The organism is Pseudomonas sp. 9.2(2024) (assembly GCF_039695385.1).
Classification (GTDB): Bacteria; Pseudomonadota; Gammaproteobacteria; order Pseudomonadales; family Pseudomonadaceae; genus Aquipseudomonas; species Aquipseudomonas paraglycinae.
The window spans coordinates 4,843,267-4,862,051 of sequence record NZ_CP155585.1 but is presented as its reverse complement, the minus strand read 5'-3'; the positions used below and the strand labels follow the sequence as shown (position 1 = coordinate 4,862,051).

The 18,785-nt window shown below is 62.5% G+C and carries 17 protein-coding genes; 10 read left to right on the top strand and 7 right to left on the bottom strand.

Going from position 1 to position 18,785, the window contains the following annotated elements; all coding sequences use genetic code 11:
* Nucleotides 1-123: 123 nt before the first annotated feature.
* From ABFB52_RS21845 to ABFB52_RS21835, 3 genes are read right to left on the bottom strand one after another with little or no spacing between them, the layout of a single operon-like run.
* Nucleotides 124-2,025, bottom strand: coding sequence for an ATP-binding protein (locus ABFB52_RS21845; protein ID WP_129973968.1), 1,902 nt, complete (start codon nucleotides 2,023-2,025; stop codon nucleotides 124-126).
* Nucleotides 2,022-2,954 carry an ABC transporter substrate-binding protein gene (locus ABFB52_RS21840; RefSeq protein ID WP_129973969.1) on the bottom strand — a complete coding sequence of 311 codons (933 nt, stop codon included), beginning with the start codon at nucleotides 2,952-2,954 and terminating at the stop codon, nucleotides 2,022-2,024. Before ABFB52_RS21840 ends, ABFB52_RS21845 begins: the two co-directional genes overlap by 4 nt.
* Complete coding sequence (locus ABFB52_RS21835; protein WP_129973970.1) at nucleotides 2,955-5,078, bottom strand: TonB-dependent receptor; 2,124 nt, start codon at nucleotides 5,076-5,078, stop codon at nucleotides 2,955-2,957.
* Nucleotides 5,079-5,274: 196 nt separating this feature from the next.
* On the opposite strand from ABFB52_RS21835, the gene ABFB52_RS21830 reads away from it, so the two are divergent.
* From ABFB52_RS21830 to ABFB52_RS21790, 9 genes are all read left to right on the top strand, one after another.
* Nucleotides 5,275-6,300 carry an NAD(P)H-dependent glycerol-3-phosphate dehydrogenase gene (locus tag ABFB52_RS21830; RefSeq protein ID WP_129973971.1) on the top strand — a complete coding sequence of 342 codons (1,026 nt, stop codon included), beginning with the start codon at nucleotides 5,275-5,277 and terminating at the stop codon, nucleotides 6,298-6,300.
* A gap of 18 nt (nucleotides 6,301-6,318) precedes the next feature.
* Nucleotides 6,319-6,666 carry a DUF4389 domain-containing protein gene (locus ABFB52_RS21825; RefSeq protein ID WP_102717787.1) on the top strand — a complete coding sequence of 116 codons (348 nt, stop codon included), beginning with the start codon at nucleotides 6,319-6,321 and terminating at the stop codon, nucleotides 6,664-6,666.
* Entirely contained in the window at nucleotides 6,663-7,115 is a 453-nt protein-coding gene (sixA, locus tag ABFB52_RS21820) for a phosphohistidine phosphatase SixA (protein ID WP_007957806.1), read from the top strand. Before ABFB52_RS21825 ends, sixA begins: the two co-directional genes overlap by 4 nt.
* 81 nt (nucleotides 7,116-7,196) lie before the next feature.
* Nucleotides 7,197-8,852: an AMP-binding protein gene (locus ABFB52_RS21815; protein WP_129973972.1), complete on the top strand. Its 1,656-nt coding sequence runs from the start codon at nucleotides 7,197-7,199 to the stop codon at nucleotides 8,850-8,852.
* Between the two features lie 31 nt (nucleotides 8,853-8,883).
* On the top strand, nucleotides 8,884-9,327 hold the full coding sequence (locus ABFB52_RS21810; RefSeq protein ID WP_007957810.1) for a hotdog fold thioesterase: 444 nt from the start codon (nucleotides 8,884-8,886) through the stop codon (nucleotides 9,325-9,327).
* A gap of 118 nt (nucleotides 9,328-9,445) precedes the next feature.
* The gene (locus ABFB52_RS21805; protein WP_085745087.1) at nucleotides 9,446-10,252 is read left to right on the top strand and encodes an alpha/beta hydrolase; all 807 of its coding nucleotides are present in this window, start codon (nucleotides 9,446-9,448) and stop codon (nucleotides 10,250-10,252) included.
* On the top strand, nucleotides 10,249-11,103 hold the full coding sequence (locus ABFB52_RS21800) for an alpha/beta hydrolase (RefSeq protein WP_085607373.1): 855 nt from the start codon (nucleotides 10,249-10,251) through the stop codon (nucleotides 11,101-11,103). Before ABFB52_RS21805 ends, ABFB52_RS21800 begins: the two co-directional genes overlap by 4 nt.
* A gap of 127 nt (nucleotides 11,104-11,230) precedes the next feature.
* Entirely contained in the window at nucleotides 11,231-12,037 is an 807-nt protein-coding gene (locus ABFB52_RS21795; RefSeq protein WP_007957816.1) for a DUF4892 domain-containing protein, read from the top strand.
* Nucleotides 12,038-12,107: 70 nt separating this feature from the next.
* Nucleotides 12,108-13,148, top strand: a complete 1,041-nt coding sequence (locus ABFB52_RS21790) for an AI-2E family transporter (protein ID WP_064383533.1) — start codon at nucleotides 12,108-12,110, stop codon at nucleotides 13,146-13,148.
* 613 nt (nucleotides 13,149-13,761) lie between these two features.
* Here the strand turns inward: ABFB52_RS21790 and xopAW are convergent.
* From xopAW to ABFB52_RS21775, 3 genes are all read right to left on the bottom strand, one after another.
* Nucleotides 13,762-14,619: a XopAW family type III secretion system calcium-binding effector gene (gene xopAW, locus ABFB52_RS21785; protein ID WP_346836106.1), complete on the bottom strand. Its 858-nt coding sequence runs from the start codon at nucleotides 14,617-14,619 to the stop codon at nucleotides 13,762-13,764.
* Between the two features lie 110 nt (nucleotides 14,620-14,729).
* Entirely contained in the window at nucleotides 14,730-15,779 is a 1,050-nt protein-coding gene (locus ABFB52_RS21780) for an ATP-binding protein (RefSeq protein ID WP_085745084.1), read from the bottom strand.
* Nucleotides 15,779-16,528, bottom strand: coding sequence for a response regulator (locus ABFB52_RS21775; protein WP_085607468.1), 750 nt, complete (start codon nucleotides 16,526-16,528; stop codon nucleotides 15,779-15,781). Before ABFB52_RS21775 ends, ABFB52_RS21780 begins: the two co-directional genes overlap by 1 nt.
* Nucleotides 16,529-16,823: 295 nt before the next feature.
* On the opposite strand from ABFB52_RS21775, the gene pyrF reads away from it, so the two are divergent.
* Nucleotides 16,824-17,522 carry an orotidine-5'-phosphate decarboxylase gene (gene pyrF / locus ABFB52_RS21770; RefSeq protein WP_007960372.1) on the top strand — a complete coding sequence of 233 codons (699 nt, stop codon included), beginning with the start codon at nucleotides 16,824-16,826 and terminating at the stop codon, nucleotides 17,520-17,522.
* A gap of 52 nt (nucleotides 17,523-17,574) precedes the next feature.
* On the opposite strand, the gene ABFB52_RS21765 is transcribed toward pyrF, so the two are convergent.
* Nucleotides 17,575-18,579: an NADP-dependent oxidoreductase gene (locus tag ABFB52_RS21765; RefSeq protein WP_129974350.1), complete on the bottom strand. Its 1,005-nt coding sequence runs from the start codon at nucleotides 18,577-18,579 to the stop codon at nucleotides 17,575-17,577.
* Nucleotides 18,580-18,785: the final 206 nt, after the last annotated feature.

The following is an 18,785-nucleotide window of genomic DNA, read 5'->3' as shown; positions in this document are numbered from 1 at the left end:
GGACATGAATGTACACTTGTGCACTGAAATTTTTAATCAAGCCCCTTTTGAGGCTCGTTCGGGTGCCTAAGACTGCCGCACTTTCGCTTTTCACGCCAGTCGCAGATGCTCGAAAGGGCCCCGTTACTGCACCCATCGCTGCAGAATCTGCTGCAGATCATTGCGTTTGAATGGCTTGGCCAGGTAATCGTTCATCCCCGCCGACAAGCAGTTTTCGCGGTCGCCCTGCAACGCATTGGCGGTCAGGGCGATGATCGGCACATGGCCGCAGCCGGGCAGGCGGCGGATCTGTCGGGTTGCCTCGTAACCGTCAATCAGCGGCAAGCGGCAATCCATCAGGATCGCTTCGAAACGGTTGTCCCCGGCGCTGCGCACCGCCTGCACACCATCGGTGGCGACGCTGACGGTAAATCCCAGACTGCGCAACATCGCTTCGATCACCGTCTGGTTGACCGGGTTGTCCTCCACCAGCAGCACATTGCGTCCTTCGCCGTGACCGTCGCCGTTCAGTGTGCGCGGTGCCGCCAGCGCGGGCAGTGCCTGCTTATATAAAGCCAATGGTATTTCCAGAGTGAATACCGATCCGCGACCTTCTTCGCTCTGAGCGCGCAAGGTGCCGCCCATCCGTTCGGCGAGCGTGCGGGCAATCGGCAGGCCCAGGCCGGTGCCGCCATATCGACGGGAAATCGAACTGTCGGCCTGCTGGAACGCGTTGAACATCAGCTCCAGACTTTCCGGCGAAATGCCGATGCCACTGTCACGTACCGCGCAGGTGAACCACAGCAACTCGTGATCCAGCGACTGCCACTGCGCCTCGATGCTGACGCGCCCCTGTTCGGTGAACTTCAGCGCATTGCCGACCAGGTTGACCAGAATCTGCCGGATCCGCGTCGGATCGCCCTGTACCTGCAAGTCGCGCATGTCTTCGGGAATCCGCAGTTGCAGGGCCAGCCCGCGTTGCGCCGCACTGTGCTGGAACGACTGGGCGCAGGCGCCGATCACTTCGGCGAGATTGAACGGAATGTGCTCGAGCTCCAGCTCCGAACGCTCGATGCGCGAGAAATCCAGAATGTCGTTGATCACCTTGAGCAAATGCTCGGTGGACTCGGAAGCCAGCGCCGCGTACTCGACCTGCTCTTCGGTCATGTCGGTGGTTTCCAGCAATTGCAGCATGCCCAGCACGCCGTTCATCGGGGTGCGCAGTTCATGGCTCATCATCGCCAGGAAATCCGATTTGGCGTTGTTGGCCTTCTCCGCCTCTTCGCGGGTCTGGATCAGTTGCGCCATCGCCTGATGCTGTTCGCGGCTGGCCTGCTCCAGCGCCTGGGCCAGGTTGTTGATGTGCTGGGACAGGGCGCCCAGCTCGGTGTCATCGACAATCGGCAGCGGGGTCTTGTAGTCGCCGTCCTGAATCGCCTTGACCGCATTGCCGATGTCGCGGATCGGCTGCGACAGGCTGCCGGCCAGTCGCCGCGCCAGCACAAACGTGAAGAGCAGGGCGAACAACGCCAGAATCCCGGCCTTGAGCAGGATCTCCTGTTGGCGCTGACTGAAGGCGTCATTCGACAGCCCGACGATCACCCGCCCCAGATAATCCTCACTGGCCACGCCAGGGCTGCTCTTGCCGTCCTGAAAGAAATCGTTGTGCAGGGCGATGCGTTGCAGCCGCACCGGTGCCTGGAACACTTCGACCTGATGCGGACGGTTGTGCGCATCCGCCGGCTGTTCGACGTAGGCCAGAATCCGGTTGGCGCTGTCCTGCACTTCCAGAAACCGCACGTTCGGCGTGGCCAGCGTGGCTTTGAGCAGGCTTTCCAGCACTTCGTTGTTGCCGGAAATCACCCCGTATTCGGTGGCCGGTGCGAGCTGGTTGGCGATCAACTGGCCGGTGTGGTTCAGCTCCTGACGCAAATCCTGAATGCGCACGAAGGTGAAAAAGCTGATCAGCAGCAAGGTCAGCAACAGCGCAGGGCCCAGGCTGATCAACTGGGTGCGGGTGTTGATGTCCCAACGGCGGAAAATCATGGGCGGCGCTCTCCTTCGGCCAGCTCTGCGGCGACAGACGCTTCATTCATCGGTTCTATCCCTAAGGAACGAGCCACCTGCGCATTACTTGAGACTTTAAAACGCCCGGGGTAGAGCGTGCGCGGCCAGGTGGCCGGTGGCCGGTCCAGCAGTTCGTCGAGGACGGCCAGCCAGTCGTTCTGATCGCTGTAGGTACTGGCCAGACTGCCGGCGCGGACGAAAGCGACATTCGGCCCGACCAGCGCCAGTTGCCGAGAGTAACTGCTGAGCAACAGGTTCTTCGCGGTTTTCGGGTTGTACAGGTCAGGGTCGTCGAGGCCCAGCAGCACGTCGCTGTTTTTCAGCACGGTCTGCAAGGGGCGGCTGTCGTGGGTGTTGTCCCAACGCTGCGGGACGATTTGCAGATTCAGCGGCTGGGCGGCCGATTGCAGCTCCTTGAGCAGGAACTCGCTGTGCTGATCGAACAGCACGCCGACTCGCCCGGCCTGGGGCAGAATCCGGCGGATCAGTTGCAACTGACGACTCAGCGGCGGATCGGCCCACAGCAGGCTCAAGTGGGGCGGTTGCGCGTCGCCGAAGCGTTGCCGGGCCTGCAAGCGGCTGATGCGCAGGACCAACGTCGCCGGGCCCTGGCTTTCCTGCATGCGCCAGTCGAGGCTCGGCAGATCCAGCAAAATCAGGCGCAGGCTCGACGGCAACTTGCCCGGCGCCGGCAGGCTGGCCAGCGGCTGGAAATGCACGCGGTCGGTGGGGCGCAGTTCGCTCAGGGCCTGGACGAAGGACTGCACGCCGGGGCTTTCTTCGGCGCCGGTCAGCAGAATGTCGGCCGCCTGCGCCGCCACGCCATGCAGCCATGCTGTCAGGAACAGACAAAGCCCGGCCAGCCATTGGCCGAGCGTTGGCATCTTCCGTGACATGGCGTAACGCATCTAGAACTCCAGCTCGGCGCTGAAATACACCACGCGGCGTTCGTCGTAATTGTTGTCGACGAAGGTGGTCGGTTCATGGTCGAGGCGTTGTTGCAGCACGCCGGCCAGTTGCAGTTGGGCCTTGCCCAGGGCGATGCGTTTGGCGATGCGCGTGTCGACCCGCTCGAAGCGGTAACCGTTGAGCGCGTTGTCACCGTAATAGAAGAGGGCGCTGTTCCAGCCGTGGCCCCAATCGCGCAGCCAGCCCGCCGAACCGCTGTTGCGCGCGGTGAATTGCTGATCCAGCGGGTTGCTCGCCTCGGCGTCGACGAAGGCGTAGGTCAGGCGCAGGCGGTCGGCCGCACTCAGGCGCCAGTCCAGTTGCGTTTCGGTGCCGCGAAAGCGCGAATCGTTGGCGTTGCTGGCGATGTATTGATTGTTGCGCAGCGGCTCGCTGATCATCCCGGTGATTTCGTCGTAGAACAGCTTCACGTCCAGCGCCAGGCCCCATTCCGGGAAAAAGCCGTTGTAGCCCAGTTCCCGCGAGCGCATGTGTTCCTGGTCCAGATCGCCGGGGCCCCGGGTCTTGACGAAGTAGCGGGCCGAAGACTGGCCATAGGCGGCGGGCCGCAGGTTGGTCACCTGATAACTCCAGTTGACGTTGTTCTCGAACATGTCCGGCGAACGGATGGCTTCCGAATACACCGCGCGCAGGCTGTGGCGCGGATTGAACAGGTAGTTGACCGCAAACCGGGGCGTCAGCGAGCTGCCGATCAATTGCGTGTCTTCGAACATGGCGCCGCCCTGCAACAGCCAGTGTTCGCTGGCGCGCCATTCCAGCTGGCCGAAGGCGCGCCAGGTGGTGTCGTCCAGCGTGCCGTTGAAATAGGTCTCGGAATCGGCACGGTCGTAACGATAGTTCAGGCCGCTGACCAGACGCAGGCTATCGGACAGGCTGAGGGTGTCCTGCAATTCCAGGTCGTAACGCGATTCCCGGGCACTCTGGTCGATGTCGCCGCACAGGGTCTGGCGCGCGCCGTTGCGCCACTGGTCCAGCACCTGATTGGCCAGGGCCATTTCCTGCGGCGTGCCGGCGGGTGCGCCGGGGCCGGTGAACAGGGTCATGTTGCGGGCCAGGCGTTCGGTGTAGTTCGGGTTGAGTTGCCACAGCTCCGTGAGCTGCGGGCTGAACGACACCTCGGCGTCACAGGCGCGCCAGGTTTGCTGGCGATCCCAGTGTTGCGCCGAGCCCTGCACATAAAGACTGTGATCGGGGTTGAGGTCCAGATTCCAGCGCACCGAACCGGCATAGTCCTTGGCAACCACGTCGGAATTGTTCCCGGCAGCCGTAATCCCGGAGAACACCGGACGGTAGGTATAGGGCCGTTGATTGGCCCCGTCCTTGGCGTTGATCTGCCAGTCCAGGCTCTGGTTGTCGCTCAGGGTCTGGCTGACGGCGAGACTGAAGCGGTTCAAGCGGCGGCTGTCGCGGTAATCGGCGCCGGTGCGGTCGCTGTCAAAGCCGTCGTCTTCCTGGCCGGACAGAGAAAGACGCAAGTCGCCGTCATTCCAGCCGGTGCTCTGGCTGGCATAGAAGTCGTTGATGCCGCGTTGGCCGCGCGTCAGCTTCAGCCGCGTGCCGTGGCTGTCCGCCGGGTTGCGGGTGATGATGTTGACCACTGCCATCAGCGCGTTGGCGCCGTAGCTGACGGTGTTCGGGCCGCGAAAGACTTCGATGCGCTCGATGTCTTCCATCGCCACCGGGATGTCGCTCCAGTCCACGGTCGCCAGACCGGCGCGGTACACCGAACGGCCGTCGATCAGCACCTGCATGCGTCGGGCTTCAGTGGCGTTGGTTCCGTGATAGTTCACCACAGCCTGATTGCCGCTGATGTTGCCGACCATCATCCCCGGCACCAGCCGCAACAGTTCGCTGATGTCCCGGGCACCGCTGGCGGCGATCAGTTCGCTGTCCAGTACGGTCATGCTGCCCGGGACTTCCGCCGGCGACTGTTTCAGGCGCGTGGCGGTCAGGATCTGCGGCAAGGCCTCACTGTCGACAAACAGGTCGTCCGCCAGCAGCACCGGGCTGAACAGCAGCGCCAGCAGCAGGGACGAACGCGGGGAAGGGGGGCCAGAAAACACGACGCAGCCTTGATAGCAAAGAATTGGCGCGCATGTTAACTGAGGTCGACGACTTTTCCAGTCACGTTGCAGGCATTTTCCTCGGTTTTATTGGTCTTCTTCCTACAAGTGCGGGTAATTGACGCCGGGGCTGTCCGAGAAGGGGACGCTCCGTATAATGCCGGCATCGCCACTGGTATGGATTAACGGATTACATATGACTGAACAGCGCCCGATTGCGGTCCTGGGAGGCGGAAGTTTCGGTACCGCCGTGGCCAATCTGTTGGCCGAGAACGGCCATCAAGTCCGGCAGTGGATGCGAGACCCCGAGCAGGCCGAGGCCATCCGGGTCAATCGCGAGAACCCGCGTTACCTCAAAGGCATCAAGATTCTGCCGGGCGTGACTGCGGTCACCGACCTGCAGGAAACCCTCGACGCCTGCGATTTGTGTTTTGTGGCGTTGCCGTCCAGCGCGCTGCGCACGGTTTTGGCGCCTCATGCCGAGCGCCTGAGCGGCAAGATGCTGGTCAGCCTGACCAAGGGCATCGAAGCCCACACCTTCAAACTGATGAGCCAGATTCTCGAAGAGATCGCCCCGCAGGCACGTATCGGCGTGCTGTCCGGGCCGAACCTTGCGCGGGAAATCGCCGAGCACGCGCTGACTGCCACCGTGGTTGCCAGCGAAGACGAAGAACTCTGCAAAGCCGTGCAGGCCGCGTTGCATGGCCGCACTTTCCGCGTCTACGCCAGCGCCGACCGTTTCGGCGTGGAATTGGGCGGCGCACTGAAAAACGTCTACGCGATCATCGCCGGCATGGCGGTGGCGCTGGAAATGGGCGAGAACACCAAGAGCATGCTGATCACCCGCGCCCTGGCCGAAATGACCCGGTTTGCGGTGAATCAGGGCGCCAACCCGATGACCTTCCTCGGTCTGGCCGGTGTCGGCGACCTGATCGTCACTTGCTCGTCGCCGAAAAGCCGCAACTACCAAGTCGGTTTCGCCCTCGGTCAGGGCTTGAGCCTCGACGAAGCGGTGTCGCGCCTGGGTGAAGTGGCCGAAGGGGTCAATACCCTGAAAGTGCTCAAGGCCAAGGCTCAGGAGGTTGGCGTCTACATGCCGCTGGTCGCCGGACTGCATGCAATCCTCTTCGAAGGGCGCACGCTTGAGCAGGTGATCGGTCTGCTGATGCGCGCCGAGCCGAAAACCGATGTCGACTTTATTTCCACCAGTGGTTTCAACTGATTCAGCAGGGAGCAGGCCATGAACGATCCGAAAACCGAAGCCAAATATGAATCCATCCTCCTGCGGGTGTTGTGGATGATTGTTTACATCCTGGTCTGGCAGGTGGCGCAGTTCATCCTCGGCGCGGTGGTGCTGGTGCAGTTGATCTATCGTTTGATCTATGGCGCCCCGAGCGCCAGCCTGATGAATTTCGGCGACAGCCTGAGCCAGTTTCTGGCGCAGATCGGCCGTTTCGGCAGCTTCCACAGCGACCAGAAACCCTGGCCGTTCGCCGACTGGCCGGCGCCGCGTACGCCGGAAGGTGAAGCGCCACACGTTGTCGCGCCGGCACCGCATCCGGCCCGGGATGAGGAACCCAAGCTATGAAACTCTGGGTATTGCGTCACGGTGAGGCCGAGCCCTATGGCTCGCGCCCCGACTCCGAGCGGGAACTGACCGCCCACGGTCGCAAGGAAGTGTTGAGCAGCGCGGCCCGCTTGATGGGCCAGCCGCTGACCGCCATTTACGCCAGCCCGTACTTGCGGGCGCAGCAGACCGCGCAACTGGTGCGCGAAGCTCTGGGCTTCGAGCCGGAGATCCGCACGGTCGAGTGGCTGACCCCGGAAGTTGACCCGGACCGCGTTGCCGAACAACTGGTGTCGGTGAGCAACGTGCTGCTGGTCAGCCATAACCCGTTGGTGGGAAACCTGCTCAGCTACCTGCAACACGGTGCGGGCTACCCACCGGAAAAGGTCAGCACCGCCGGGCTGGCCGAACTCGAACACAGCGAGCTACTGATCGGTTCGATGACGCTCAACAGCCTTAAACATCCCTGAAATTTTTTGTACGAAATAGTCAACCAAGCACTTGCTTGGTTGACTACGCTTGCTCCAGACCAAAAAACAGGAGCGAGTCGAATGTCTTCCGCCTTCCGTTTGCCGCTGGACGTGTTTTACGAACGCGAGGCCCGGCACCCGCGTCAGCGTTTTCTGGTGCAGCCGATCGGCGGCGGGCAGGTCGAGACACTGACCTGGGCCGAGGTCGGCCATCAGGCCCGCTGCGCCGCGCACTGGCTGCGCTCCCGGGAATTGCCGCAAGGCAGCCACATCGCCCTGATCTCGAAAAACTGCGCGCACTGGATCATCGCTGATCTGGCGATCTGGATGGCCGGGCATGTCTCGGTGCCGCTCTATCCGAACCTCACCGCCGAATCGGTGAATCAGGTGCTCACCCACTCGGAAAGCGTGCTGGCGTTCATTGGCAAGCTCGATGACTGGCCGGGCATGTCGCCAGGTGTGCCAGCCGGCCTGACCACCGTCAGCTTGCCGCTGCATCCGCCGGGCACGTTCGATTTCAACTGGGATGACCTGCAACGCAGCTCGCCGATCCAGGACGATCCGCGTCCCGCCGCCGAGCAACTGGCGACGATCATTTACACCTCCGGCACCACCGGCCTGCCCAAGGGCGTGATGCACAGCTTCGCCAATCTCGGGTTCGCGACGACGCGCGGCACGCAGCTGTTCGGACTCAATGAGCACGACCGGCTGCTGTCGTATCTGCCGCTGTGTCATGTCGCCGAGCGGATGTTTGTCGAACTGGCGTCGATCTATACCGGGCAGACTGTGTTTTTCGCCGAGAGCCTCGACACCTTTCTCGCCGATCTCAAGCGGGCGCGGCCGACGGCGATGTTCGGGGTGCCGCGGATCTGGACCAAGTTCCAGATGGGCGTCTACAGCAAGATCCCGGCAAAACGTCTGGATTTCCTGCTCGGTCTGCCCTTTATCGGCAAACGGATCGGCCACAAGGTATTGGCGGGGTTGGGGCTGGATGCGTTGCGCGTGGCGCTGTCCGGTGCGGCGCCGGTGCCGCTGACCCTGTTGCGCTGGTATCAGAAACTCGGGCTCGACGTGCTGGAGGTCTACGGCATGACCGAAAGCTGCGGGTATTCGCACATCTGCCTGCCGGGGCAATACAAGGAAGGCTGGATCGGCCGGCCATGCCCCGACGTGGAAGTGCGGATCGATGAGTCCGGCGAAGTGCAGGTGCGCAGCCAGGCGAACATGCTCGGCTATTTCAAGGAACCGCAGAAAACCGCCGAGACCCTCACCGAAGACGGCTTCCTGCGCACCGGCGACAAGGGCGAACAGGACGCCGAAGGGCGCTTGCGCCTGACCGGGCGGCTCAAGGAAATCTTCAAGACCAGCAAGGGCAAGTACGTCGCCCCGGCGCCGATCGAAAATCGGCTGGCGGTGCATTCGCGGATCGAACAAGTCTGCGTGGTCGGCGATGGCCTGAGTGCGCCGCTGGGGTTGTGCGTGCTCTCGGCGGTGGGCCGGGAAGAGCCCCGCGCGCCGCTGCATTCGAGCCTGGAAAAACTGCTGGAGGAGGTCAACGCCGTGCTCGACAAGCACGAGCGCCTGCGTCGGCTGGTAGTGGTCAAGGACAGCTGGGCGGTGGAGAACGGCTTCCTCACGCCGACCCTGAAGATCAAACGCAACATCATCGAAGACACCTACGGAGCACGTTTCGAAGAATGGAGCGAGCGCAGCGAGGCGGTGCTGTGGCAGGATTGAGCGTCGATCAAAACAACAAAGGAAGCCTGCGATGACCTTGTGGCGCACCACTCCGAACATCGAGCAGTTGAACGCAATCCAGAAAAACACCATCGGCGAAGTGCTGGACATCCGCTTCGAGTCCTTCGACGAAGAATCCCTGACGGCCAGCATGGTCATCGACCATCGCACCCATCAGCCTTACGGCCTGCTGCACGGCGGCGCCTCGGTGGTGCTGGCGGAAACGGTCGGCTCGATGGCCAGTTACCTGTGCATCGACGCCAGCAAGTTCTATTGCGTCGGCCTGGAAATCAACGCCAACCACTTGCGCGGCCTGCGCAGCGGACGAGTGACGGCGGTGGCCAAACCGATCCACATCGGCCGCACCACCCACGTCTGGGATATCCGCCTGACCAGCGATGAAGGCAAGGCCAGTTGTGTGTCGCGCTTGACCATGGCAGTGGTGCCGCTGGGAGAACAACCGCCGGCGCGTTGATGGCCGAAGCGTCATAGCCCTGACCGGACTGTCATCATTCCTGGCAGTTACGGTCATTGCTGAAGGACGCGGTCTTACGGACAATCAACGCCTGTTTTCCGCTCATGGATTTGCCGGTATGTCGCAACCGATCTTCTTCGCCCACGCCAACGGTTTCCCTTCGGGCACCTACGGCAAACTGTTCGCGGCGCTGGCGCCCGAGTACCGGGTCGCGCATCTGGAACAACATGCCCATGACCCGCGTTTCCCGGCGGGTGACAACTGGTATCACCTGGTCGACGAACTCATCCATCACCTGCAACAGCAAGATGAACCGGTGTGGGGCGTCGGCCATTCCTTCGGCGGCATGTTGCATTTGCACGCTGCACTGCGTTGCCCTGAACTGTATCGGGGCGTGGTGATGCTCGACTCGCCGGTGCTGACCCGCACCGATCAATGGGTGATCCGCGCCGCCAAGCGCTTTGGTTTCATCGACAAACTGACTCCGGCCGGTCGCACGCTGGGACGCCGCGAAGAGTTTGCCGATCTGGACAGCGCCCGAGGTTATTTTGCCGGCAAAACCCTGTTCCGCAGCTTTGATCCGGAATGTTTCGATGCCTACTTGCAGCACGGCCTGCACAAGGTCGGCGACAAGTTGCGCCTGCGCTTCGATCCTGCGACCGAGATCAGCATCTATCGCGGCGTGCCGCACACCAGTCCTGCGCATACCCGGCAATTGAAAGTGCCGCTGGCGGTGGTACGTGGACACAAGAGCCGCGTGGTGATGAACCACCACACCCGCTTCGTCGGACGCCTGCCTCAGGGCGAGGCGCTGACCGTGCCCGGCGGGCACATGTTTCCGCTTGAGCGCCCGCAGGACACCGCGCAATTACTGAAAAACCTGTTCGATCGCTGGGAGCGCCGGCAAGACAAGGATTGCGCATGAACCCCGGCGTCGAAGAAGTGCGCCTGAGCCTGCCGCATATCGAACTGGCAGCGCACCTGTTCGGCCCGGAAGACGGGTTACCGGTGATCGCCCTTCACGGCTGGCTGGATAACGCCAACAGCTTCGCGCGCCTGGCGCCGAAGCTCAAAGGCTTGCGTATCGTGGCGCTGGACATGGCCGGTCACGGGCATTCCGGGCATCGTCCGAACGGCGCCGGTTACGCGCTGTGGGATTACGCCCACGACGTGCTGCAGGTCGCCGAGCAACTGGGCTGGAAACGTTTCGGCCTGCTCGGGCATTCCATGGGTGCGATCGTGTCGCTGGTGCTGGCCGGGTCGTTGCCCGAACGCATTACCCATCTGGCGTTGATCGACGGGGTGATTCCTCCTACCGACAAAGGCGAAAACGCCGCCGAGCGCATGGGCATGGCCTTACAGGCGCAACTCGATCTTCGGGAAAAGCGCAAACCGGTCTACAACACCCTCGACCGGGCGATCGAAGCACGGATGAAAGGGCTGGTGGCGGTCAGTCGCGAAGCCGCCGAACTGCTGGCCCAGCGCGGTCTGATGCCGGTGCCCGGCGGTTACACCTGGCGCACTGACAACCGTCTGACGTTGCCGTCGCCGCTGCGTCTGACCCAGGAGCAGGCGATGGCGTTCGTGCAGCGCATTGCCTGCCCCGCGCAATTGGTGGTCGCCGCTGACGGCATGCTGGCCAAACATCCGGAGCTGCTGGAGCGTCTACCCTTTGACCGGGAACAGCTGCCGGGCGGGCATCATCTGCACCTGAACGATGAGGCCGGGGCCGACCTTGTCGCAGACTGTTTCAATCGGTTCTTCGCCATTCCTTGACTTGCTCCCGGCAACTGTCGAGGCTGGGCAGGTTGAAATGGGAGACAACCAAGATGGATTTCTACACCGCTGCGACTTCGAACTGCCCTAAAGGCACCCAGGCCATGCCCCTGCGATGAGCCTGTCCATGCGATCTATCAGTCTGCTGGCGCTGTGCTGTTTCAGTCCCTTTCTATTCGCTGCCGACCTGCCGGGCAGTCAGGACCTGCCGATCGTGCCGCGTGTGGCCGATGCGCAGATCGTCGACTATCGCCCCGCTGTGGAACTGGAGCGGATCTACCCGCTTGGCTCGATCCGCAAGATCAGCGGCCAGTTGCGTTTCGACGGCCAGGTCAGCGCCCGGGGGCAAACCACCTCGGTGACCTATGAATTGCCGCCGGAACATTCCGCCACCGAAGCCTTTACTCTCGCTCGCGAAGCCCTGCAAAAACAGGATGCCCAGCTGTTGTTCTGGTGCCAGGCCCGGGATTGCGGCGAGAGCAGCCTGTGGGCCAACGAGGTGTTCGGTAATGCCAAGCTGTACGGTGCCGACGAGCAGCAGGCCTATCTGCTGCTGAGGCTAGCGGCCCCGCGCGACAACACGCTGGTGGCGCTGTACAGCATCACCCGCGGCAATCGCAAAGCCTATCTGCACGTTGAACAGTTCGAGGCGCTGGCACCGCTCGGTGATCTGCTGCCGACCTCGGCCACGCTGCTGCGGGAACTGAAAAGCACCGGCGAGCTGGATTTTCCAAAGCTCGCCGGCGATCCGGATGACACCTGGCTGCGCTTGCTGTCCCGTGGCCTGAACCTCGACACCACGTTGCGGGTGACAGTGTCCGGGCCGAAAGCCGAGGCCTGGCGGCAGGCGCTGATCGGGCAGGGCGTGCGCGCCGCGCGAATGGAAACCGGCAGTGTCGATGGCGAAGGTCTGCGCATCGATCTGTTGCGATAAGGTGTCTTTGGCGGACACGCTCGACGTGTTCGCCTACTCTTTGCCTGACTGATTTTTTTCGAGATTTCACATGCCCAATAATGATCGTCTGCTGGTGCAGATCCTGTTGCTGGTGCTGTTTGGTGCCAGTTTCTGGGTGATGGCGCCGTTCTGGTCGGCGCTGTTCTGGGGCGCGGTGCTGGCGTTCGCCAGTTGGCCGCTGATGCGCTTGCTGACCCGCTGGCTCAATGGCCGGGAATCCCTGGCGGCCCTGGTTCTGACCATGGGCTGGATGTTGCTGGTAGCGGGGCCGCTGGTGTGGCTCGGCTTTAACCTGGCCGATCACGTGCGTGACGCTACGGCGTTCATCAAGGATGTGCAGGTCGACGGGCTGCCCGAGGCACCGAGCTGGCTGGGCGGCGTGCCGTTGGTGGGCGAACGGCTGGTGGGGATCTGGAACAGCATCGATCAGCAGGGCGCGGCCCTGATGGTGACGGTCAAACCTTATCTGGGGCAGGTTGGCAACTGGTTGCTGGCGCGCAGTGCGCAGATCGGCAGCGGGATTCTCGAGCTGACCCTGAGCATTGTCTTCGTGTTCTTTTTCTACCGCGACGGGCCGCGACTGGCGGCGTTCGTGCACAGTCTGCTGCAACGCCTGATCGGTGACCGGGCCGGGTACTACATCGATCTGGTGGCCGGTACCGTGCAACGGGTGGTCAACGGGGTGATTGGTACAGCGGCTGCGCAAGCGGTGCTGGCGCTGATCGGTTTCCTGATTGCCGGGGTGCCGGGGGCGCTGGTGCTGGGGATCGTGACGTTTCTGCTCAGTCTGATTCCGATGGGGCCGCCGCTGGTGTGGATTCCGGCCACGGCTTGGCTGGCCTGGAAGGGTGAGTACGGGATGGCGGTGTTTCTCGGGATCTGGGGGACGTTCATCATCAGTGGCGTGGATAACGTGCTCAAGCCGTATCTGATCAGCCGGGGCGGGAATCTGCCGTTGGTGATTGTGTTGCTTGGGGTGTTTGGCGGGTTGATTGCGTTTGGGTTTATCGGGTTGTTTATTGGGCCTACGCTTTTGGCTGTTGCTTATAGTTTGTTGACGGATTGGAGTAAGAGTCAGGCTCGGGTTTGAGGCTTTTGACTTGGCGGCCTTTGGGCCGACCAGGCTCTTTGGGATTGGGTGAATATCCGTTTCTTCGGGTGTTGCCGCTGGCGGTTTCGCTTTTACAGCGACTCCCTTTGGCAAACGCCCCAAAGGAAGCAAAGGTCTTGGCCCCTGCGTTCGGCGCCTCGCTGTGGCTCGGCGTTCCTTCGCTCCGGGATTCATCCGGGGGCATCGCCTACGGTTTGCTTCGCTGCACCTCCTCTCGATGCATGCGGCTGCGCCGCACGGTCGCTGCGCTCCCACCCCCGGATGAATCCCTCCACTCAGCCTTCCGATGGGGCCGACACGTCAAGAGCGGTACTCGAGCTAACGCTCATTGTGTTGAGTGGTGGGAGGCCAAAGCCAAAGCCAAAGCGAAAGCAGGAGTGGGGTTGTATGTGCTTTGAAACCTGAGTTCACCTCGGTATTTCACGTCGGTGTAGTTCGCTTAAACACCTCGGTCAGTCCCCTCTCCCTCTGGGAGAGGGCTAGGGTGAGGGCCGCTTTGATGACACACCGCAGAGCCAAAGCAAACCACTCACCCAGCCAGAGTTAATCGCCCCTCAAGTCTTGACTCGAGAGCGATCCTCTTCACCCAATCTCAAGTCGCCACATTCAAATACTTGCCCACCGACGCGGTGCTTTCTAGCGAATACTGCTTGCTCAGATTGGCAATCATGCGGTTCAGCGCTTCGGTGGTGGTTTGAGTATTGCTGGCAGTTTGTTCGCCATCCGGGCGTTCGCGACCTGCTTGCAGTGCAGCTTTCAGTTCGTCGCTGCTGACGCCTCCGCTGCTGTCGCTGTCCAGCACTTTGAGCAGGGCGGTGGCGGTGTCGGTGTTGTTTGAGGACGTGCTGTCGCTGGTCTGCAGCGCGCTGTTCAGTTCGGTGGCGGTAACAGTGCCGTCGCCGTCTGCATCGAGCTGGCTGAAGAGTTCGTCGCTGGAGGCTTGCGGTGGTGGGGGTGGCGGTGGGGTGAGGCTGGCGGCGAGTTCGTCCTGGCTGACGACGCCGTCTTCGTTTTTGTCCAGGGCGGAGAAGATTTTGCTGCTGTCGGCGGTGCTGCCGGCGCTGGTCAGGCCGTTGCTCAGTTCGTCGCTGCTGATGGCGCCGTCGCCGTCGGCGTCGAGGGCGCTGATCAGGGCGTCGGCGAGTTCGGTGTTGGGGGCCTGGTCTCCCGGTGGTGGCGGGGGTGGGGCCATGGCGGTCATTTCTTCGGCGCTGAGGCTGCCGCTGGCGTCGCTGTCCAGATCGCCGAATTGTTTGCTCAGGCTGACCAGCAGGCCGTCGTTGGACTTCTGCGACAGGGCGCTGCCGAGTTCGTCCTGATCCACCGCGCCGTCGCCGTTGCTGTCGAGTTTGGCGAACAGTTCCTTTTGCAGTTGCTGGCTGCGGGCGTTTTGGGTGGAGGTGCTGCTGGTGCTGGTATAGCTCGTGTAGTTGCTGACGCTACCGATCATCGGGCTCACTCCTTGGACTGGAAAACCGGTGGGTGTACCGGCTTATGCAGCCTCCAGTCGCAAGGTGTCGTGGGTATGTGAAGTTTGTACCGACCGGTACACAGTCGGGATCAGTGGCGGGGCAGCTGGATCACGGCGGTCAGGCCGCCGCCGGGTGTTTCTGCCAGGGTCAGTTGTCCGCCCTGACGTTGCGCCGCTTCCCGGGCGATGGTCATGCCCAGACCGACGCCGCCGGAGTTGCGGTTGCGTGAGCCTTCGAGGCGGAAGAACGGCTCGAATACGGCTTCGCGCTTGTCCGCCGCGATGCCCGGGCCGTGGTCGATGACGCGGATCAGCAGCTGTTCGCGTTGGTCCTGCAGTTCGATGTGCGCTTGGCCGGCGTAGCGCAGGGCGTTGTCCATCAGGTTGTTGATGCATGAGCGCAGTGCCATCGGTTGCACCTGCAAGGGGGCACAGTGGCCGCTGACCTGCACGTCGGCGCCTTGATCCTGGGCGTTTTCGCACAGTGATTCGACCAGCGCCTGCACGTCCATCAACTGCAAGGCTTCGCTGGTGCGCTGTTCGTGCAGGTAGGTGAGGGTGGCGTCGAGCATGCCGATCATGTCGTCCAGATCCTGGCGCATCTGGCCTTGCAGCTTGTCGTCGTTGATGTTTTCCAGGCGCAGTTTCAGCCGTGACAGCGGGGTGCGCAGGTCGTGGGAGACGGCGCCGAGCATTCGTGCGCGTTGCTGCACCTGTTCGCGGATGCGGTGTTGCATCAGGTTGAACGTGTGTGCGGCCTGTCGGGCTTCCCGCGGGCCGGTTTCGTCCAGTGGTGGACTGTCGAGGTCTTCGCTCAGGCGCTCGGCCGCATCGCTCAGACGCTGGATCGGTCGGGTCAGCAGCTTGGCGCCGTACCATGCGGCGATGATCAGCGAGATGAACTGGAAGGTCAGCGGCACGATCGGCCCGCCGAACCAGGGGCGCGGTGGACGGGGCGGGTAGCGTGGATCCTGAGCCGGCTGTTGACCGTCGAGGTTTTGCGAGAACTCCGGCGGCGGTGGCGGGGGCGGTGGGCCGTAGAGGCGGAACCAGGCGAAGGCCAGCAGGTGCGCCAGGACAATCGCCACCAACAGCATGCCAAACAGGCGGCCGAACAGCGTGTCGAAGCGCGCTCGCATCAGCCAATGTCCCGGGCGTCGAACAGGTAGCCTTCACCCCGTACGGTCTTGATCAGTTGCGGGGCTTTCGGGTCGTCGCCGAGTTTTTGCCGAAGGCGCGAGACCAGCAGGTCGATGCTGCGGTCGAAGGCTTCGATCGAGCGGCCACGGGCGGCGTCCAGCAACTGTTCGCGGCTGAGCACCCGGCGCGGACGTTCGATGAACACCCAGAGCAGGCGGAACTCGGCGTTGGACAGCGGCACCACCAGCCCGTCGTCGGCGATCAACTGGCGCAGCACGCTGTTCAGGCGCCAGTTGTCGAAGCGAATGTTCGCACGCTGTTCGGTGCGGTCGTCGCGCACCCGACGCAGAATCGTCTGGATCCGCGCCACCAGTTCCCGTGGTTCGAACGGTTTGGCCATGTAGTCATCGGCGCCCAGTTCCAGGCCGATGATCCGGTCGGTGGGTTCGCAGCGGGCGGTGAGCATCAGGATCGGGATGTCGGACTCCGCGCGCAGCCAGCGGCACAGCGACAGACCGTCTTCGCCGGGCAGCATAAGGTCGAGCACCACCACGTCGAAATGCTCGGCCTGCATCGCCTGGCGCATGGCCGCACCGTCGGTGACGCCGCTGGCGTGAATGTTGAAGCGGGCCAGGTAGTCGATCATCAGTTCGCGGATCGGCACGTCATCGTCGACGATCAGGGCACGGATGCTCCAGCGCTTGTCGTCTTTCTGCTCGTCGTTCACGGAGGCTTGGGAGTTGTGCATGAGGCTGTTCATCTGCCAGTAGGCCGCCAACCACAAAGATAGGCTGCGAGGTTGTGGTTTCAGCATAGGCGTCCGGCCATGAGGCGGGAAGGGCTGCTGTAAGGACTTGTTGCGGCTGGCGAGGCTAGCGCGGGCGCATGTTGCCGGCGTGTCGGTTGTGTATCGGGTTCGACACAATACCCTGCAAGGCTATGCTGATCACGGTTGGCGCGACGATTTACCGATCATCGGGTGCCGCGCCGCCGCCGGTTCCGCTACAATGCGCGCCGATTTCGACTTGCCTGAGAGCCCATCCATGTCCGCCTGCCAGACTCCTATCATCGTCGCCCTGGATTTCCCTACCCGTGACGCCGCACTGAAGCTGGCCGACCAGTTGGACCCGAAACTGTGCCGGGTCAAAGTGGGCAAGGAACTGTTCACCAGCTGCGCCGCGGAAATCGTCGGCACCCTGCGTGACAAGGGTTTTGAAGTATTCCTCGACCTGAAATTCCACGACATTCCCAACACCACCGCGATGGCGGTCAAGGCTGCTGCCGAGATGGGCGTGTGGATGGTCAACGTTCACTGCTCCGGCGGCCTGCGCATGATGGCGGCCTGCCGTGAAGAGCTGGACAAGCGCAGCGGCCCGCAACCGTTGCTGATCGGCGTGACCGTGCTGACCAGTATGGAACGTGAGGATCTGGCGGGTATCGGTCTGGACATCGAGCCGCAGGAGCAGGTGCTGCGTCTGGCGGCACTGGCCGAGAAGGCCGGGATGGACGGTCTGGTGTGCTCGGCGCTGGAAGCCACTGCGCTGAAAACCGCGCATCCTTCGCTGCAACTGGTGACCCCGGGGATTCGTCCGGCGGGCAGCGCCCAGGACGACCAGCGTCGCATCCTGACCCCGCGTCAGGCGCTGGATGCCGGTTCCGACTATCTGGTGATCGGCCGTCCAATCAGCCAGGCGGCGGATCCGGCCAAGGCGCTGGCCTCGGTGGTTGCCGAACTGGCCTGAGCGAACAGCTGAAGCATCAAAGAAGGGAGCCCGATGGCTCCCTTCTTTGTTTTCAGACCTTCAACACCAGTTTGCCGAAGTTCTCGCCGCTGAACAGTTTGCCCAGGGTTTCCGGGAAGGTTTCCAGGCCTTCGACGATGTCTTCCTTGCTCTTGAGCTGACCCTTGGCCATCCAGCCGGCCATTTCCTGGGCGGCAGTGGCGTACTGCGCGGCGTAATCCATCACCACGAAGCCTTCCATCCGCGCGCGGTTGACCAGCAGCGACAAGTAGTTGGCCGGGCCTTTGACCGCTTCCTTGTTGTTGTACTGGCTGATCGCGCCGCAGATCACCACACGCGCCTTGAAGTTCAGACGGCTCAGCACCGCGTCGAGGATGTCGCCGCCGACGTTGTCGAAATACACGTCCACGCCTTTCGGGCATTCGCGCTTGAGGCCGGCGAGCACGTCTTCGCTTTTGTAGTCGATGGCGCCGTCGAAGCCCAGTTCATCGATCAGGAATTTGCACTTGTCCGCGCCGCCGGCGATGCCGACCACCCGGCATCCTTTGATTTTGGCGATCTGCCCGGCGATGCTGCCGACAGCGCCCGCTGCACCGGACAACACCACGGTGTCGCCGGCCTTCGGTGCGCCGACATCGAGCAGGGCGAAGTAGGCGGTCATGCCGGTCATGCCCAGTGCGGACAGATAAACCGGCAGCGGTGCCAGTTTCGGATCGACCTTGTAGAAACCTTTTGGCTCGCCAAGGAAATAATCCTGCACGCCAATGGCACCGTTGACGTAGTCGCCGACGGCGAACCCCGGATTGTTCGACGCGACTACTTTGCCTACGCCCAGCGCGCGCATGACTTCGCCCAGACCTACCGGTGGAATGTAGGATTTGCCTTCATTCATCCAGCCGCGCATGGCCGGGTCGAGGGACAGGTATTCGTTCTTGACCAGAATCTGCCCCGCCGCCGGCTCGCCGACCGGTAATTCCTGATAGGTGAAGGTCTCGCGGGTGGCGGCGCCCACCGGGCGTTTGGCGAGCAGGAACTGGCGATTGGTCTGGTTGGTCATGACAGGCACTCGAATTGAATGAAGCCTTGTTGATAGACCTTCATGGGCGATGCCGCAAGGTTGGCTCATGGGGCGAATGCAGGTTGATCCAGTTCGGTGATAGTCCCCGGCTGGGTTTCATCACTGCGATTCATGCAAGCCTAACCGGCCTTTTGATAGTGCTGACGTCACTCAGGCCCCTGTGGCTATGCTGCCTTCATCAATCC

Bases quoted from the DNA above. Each gene is read 5' to 3' on its own strand.
- ABFB52_RS21795 (WP_007957816.1), top strand. From the start codon at position 11,231: ATGCGATCTATCAGTCTGCTGGCGCTGTGCTGTTTCAGTCCCTTTCTA.
- ABFB52_RS21775 (WP_085607468.1), bottom strand. From the start codon at position 16,528: ATGCACAACTCCCAAGCCTCCGTGAACGACGAGCAGAAAGACGACAAG.
- ABFB52_RS21790 (WP_064383533.1), top strand. From the start codon at position 12,108: ATGCCCAATAATGATCGTCTGCTGGTGCAGATCCTGTTGCTGGTGCTG.
- sixA (WP_007957806.1), top strand. From the start codon at position 6,663: ATGAAACTCTGGGTATTGCGTCACGGTGAGGCCGAGCCCTATGGCTCG.
- ABFB52_RS21815 (WP_129973972.1), top strand. From the start codon at position 7,197: ATGTCTTCCGCCTTCCGTTTGCCGCTGGACGTGTTTTACGAACGCGAG.
- ABFB52_RS21780 (WP_085745084.1), bottom strand. From the start codon at position 15,779: ATGCGAGCGCGCTTCGACACGCTGTTCGGCCGCCTGTTTGGCATGCTG.
- ABFB52_RS21765 (WP_129974350.1), bottom strand. From the start codon at position 18,579: ATGACCAACCAGACCAATCGCCAGTTCCTGCTCGCCAAACGCCCGGTG.
- pyrF (WP_007960372.1), top strand. From the start codon at position 16,824: ATGTCCGCCTGCCAGACTCCTATCATCGTCGCCCTGGATTTCCCTACC.
- ABFB52_RS21805 (WP_085745087.1), top strand. From the start codon at position 9,446: ATGTCGCAACCGATCTTCTTCGCCCACGCCAACGGTTTCCCTTCGGGC.
- ABFB52_RS21845 (WP_129973968.1), bottom strand. From the start codon at position 2,025: ATGATTTTCCGCCGTTGGGACATCAACACCCGCACCCAGTTGATCAGC.
- ABFB52_RS21840 (WP_129973969.1), bottom strand. From the start codon at position 2,954: ATGCGTTACGCCATGTCACGGAAGATGCCAACGCTCGGCCAATGGCTG.
- xopAW (WP_346836106.1), bottom strand. From the start codon at position 14,619: ATGATCGGTAGCGTCAGCAACTACACGAGCTATACCAGCACCAGCAGC.
- ABFB52_RS21830 (WP_129973971.1), top strand. From the start codon at position 5,275: ATGACTGAACAGCGCCCGATTGCGGTCCTGGGAGGCGGAAGTTTCGGT.
- ABFB52_RS21810 (WP_007957810.1), top strand. From the start codon at position 8,884: ATGACCTTGTGGCGCACCACTCCGAACATCGAGCAGTTGAACGCAATC.
- ABFB52_RS21825 (WP_102717787.1), top strand. From the start codon at position 6,319: ATGAACGATCCGAAAACCGAAGCCAAATATGAATCCATCCTCCTGCGG.
- ABFB52_RS21800 (WP_085607373.1), top strand. From the start codon at position 10,249: ATGAACCCCGGCGTCGAAGAAGTGCGCCTGAGCCTGCCGCATATCGAA.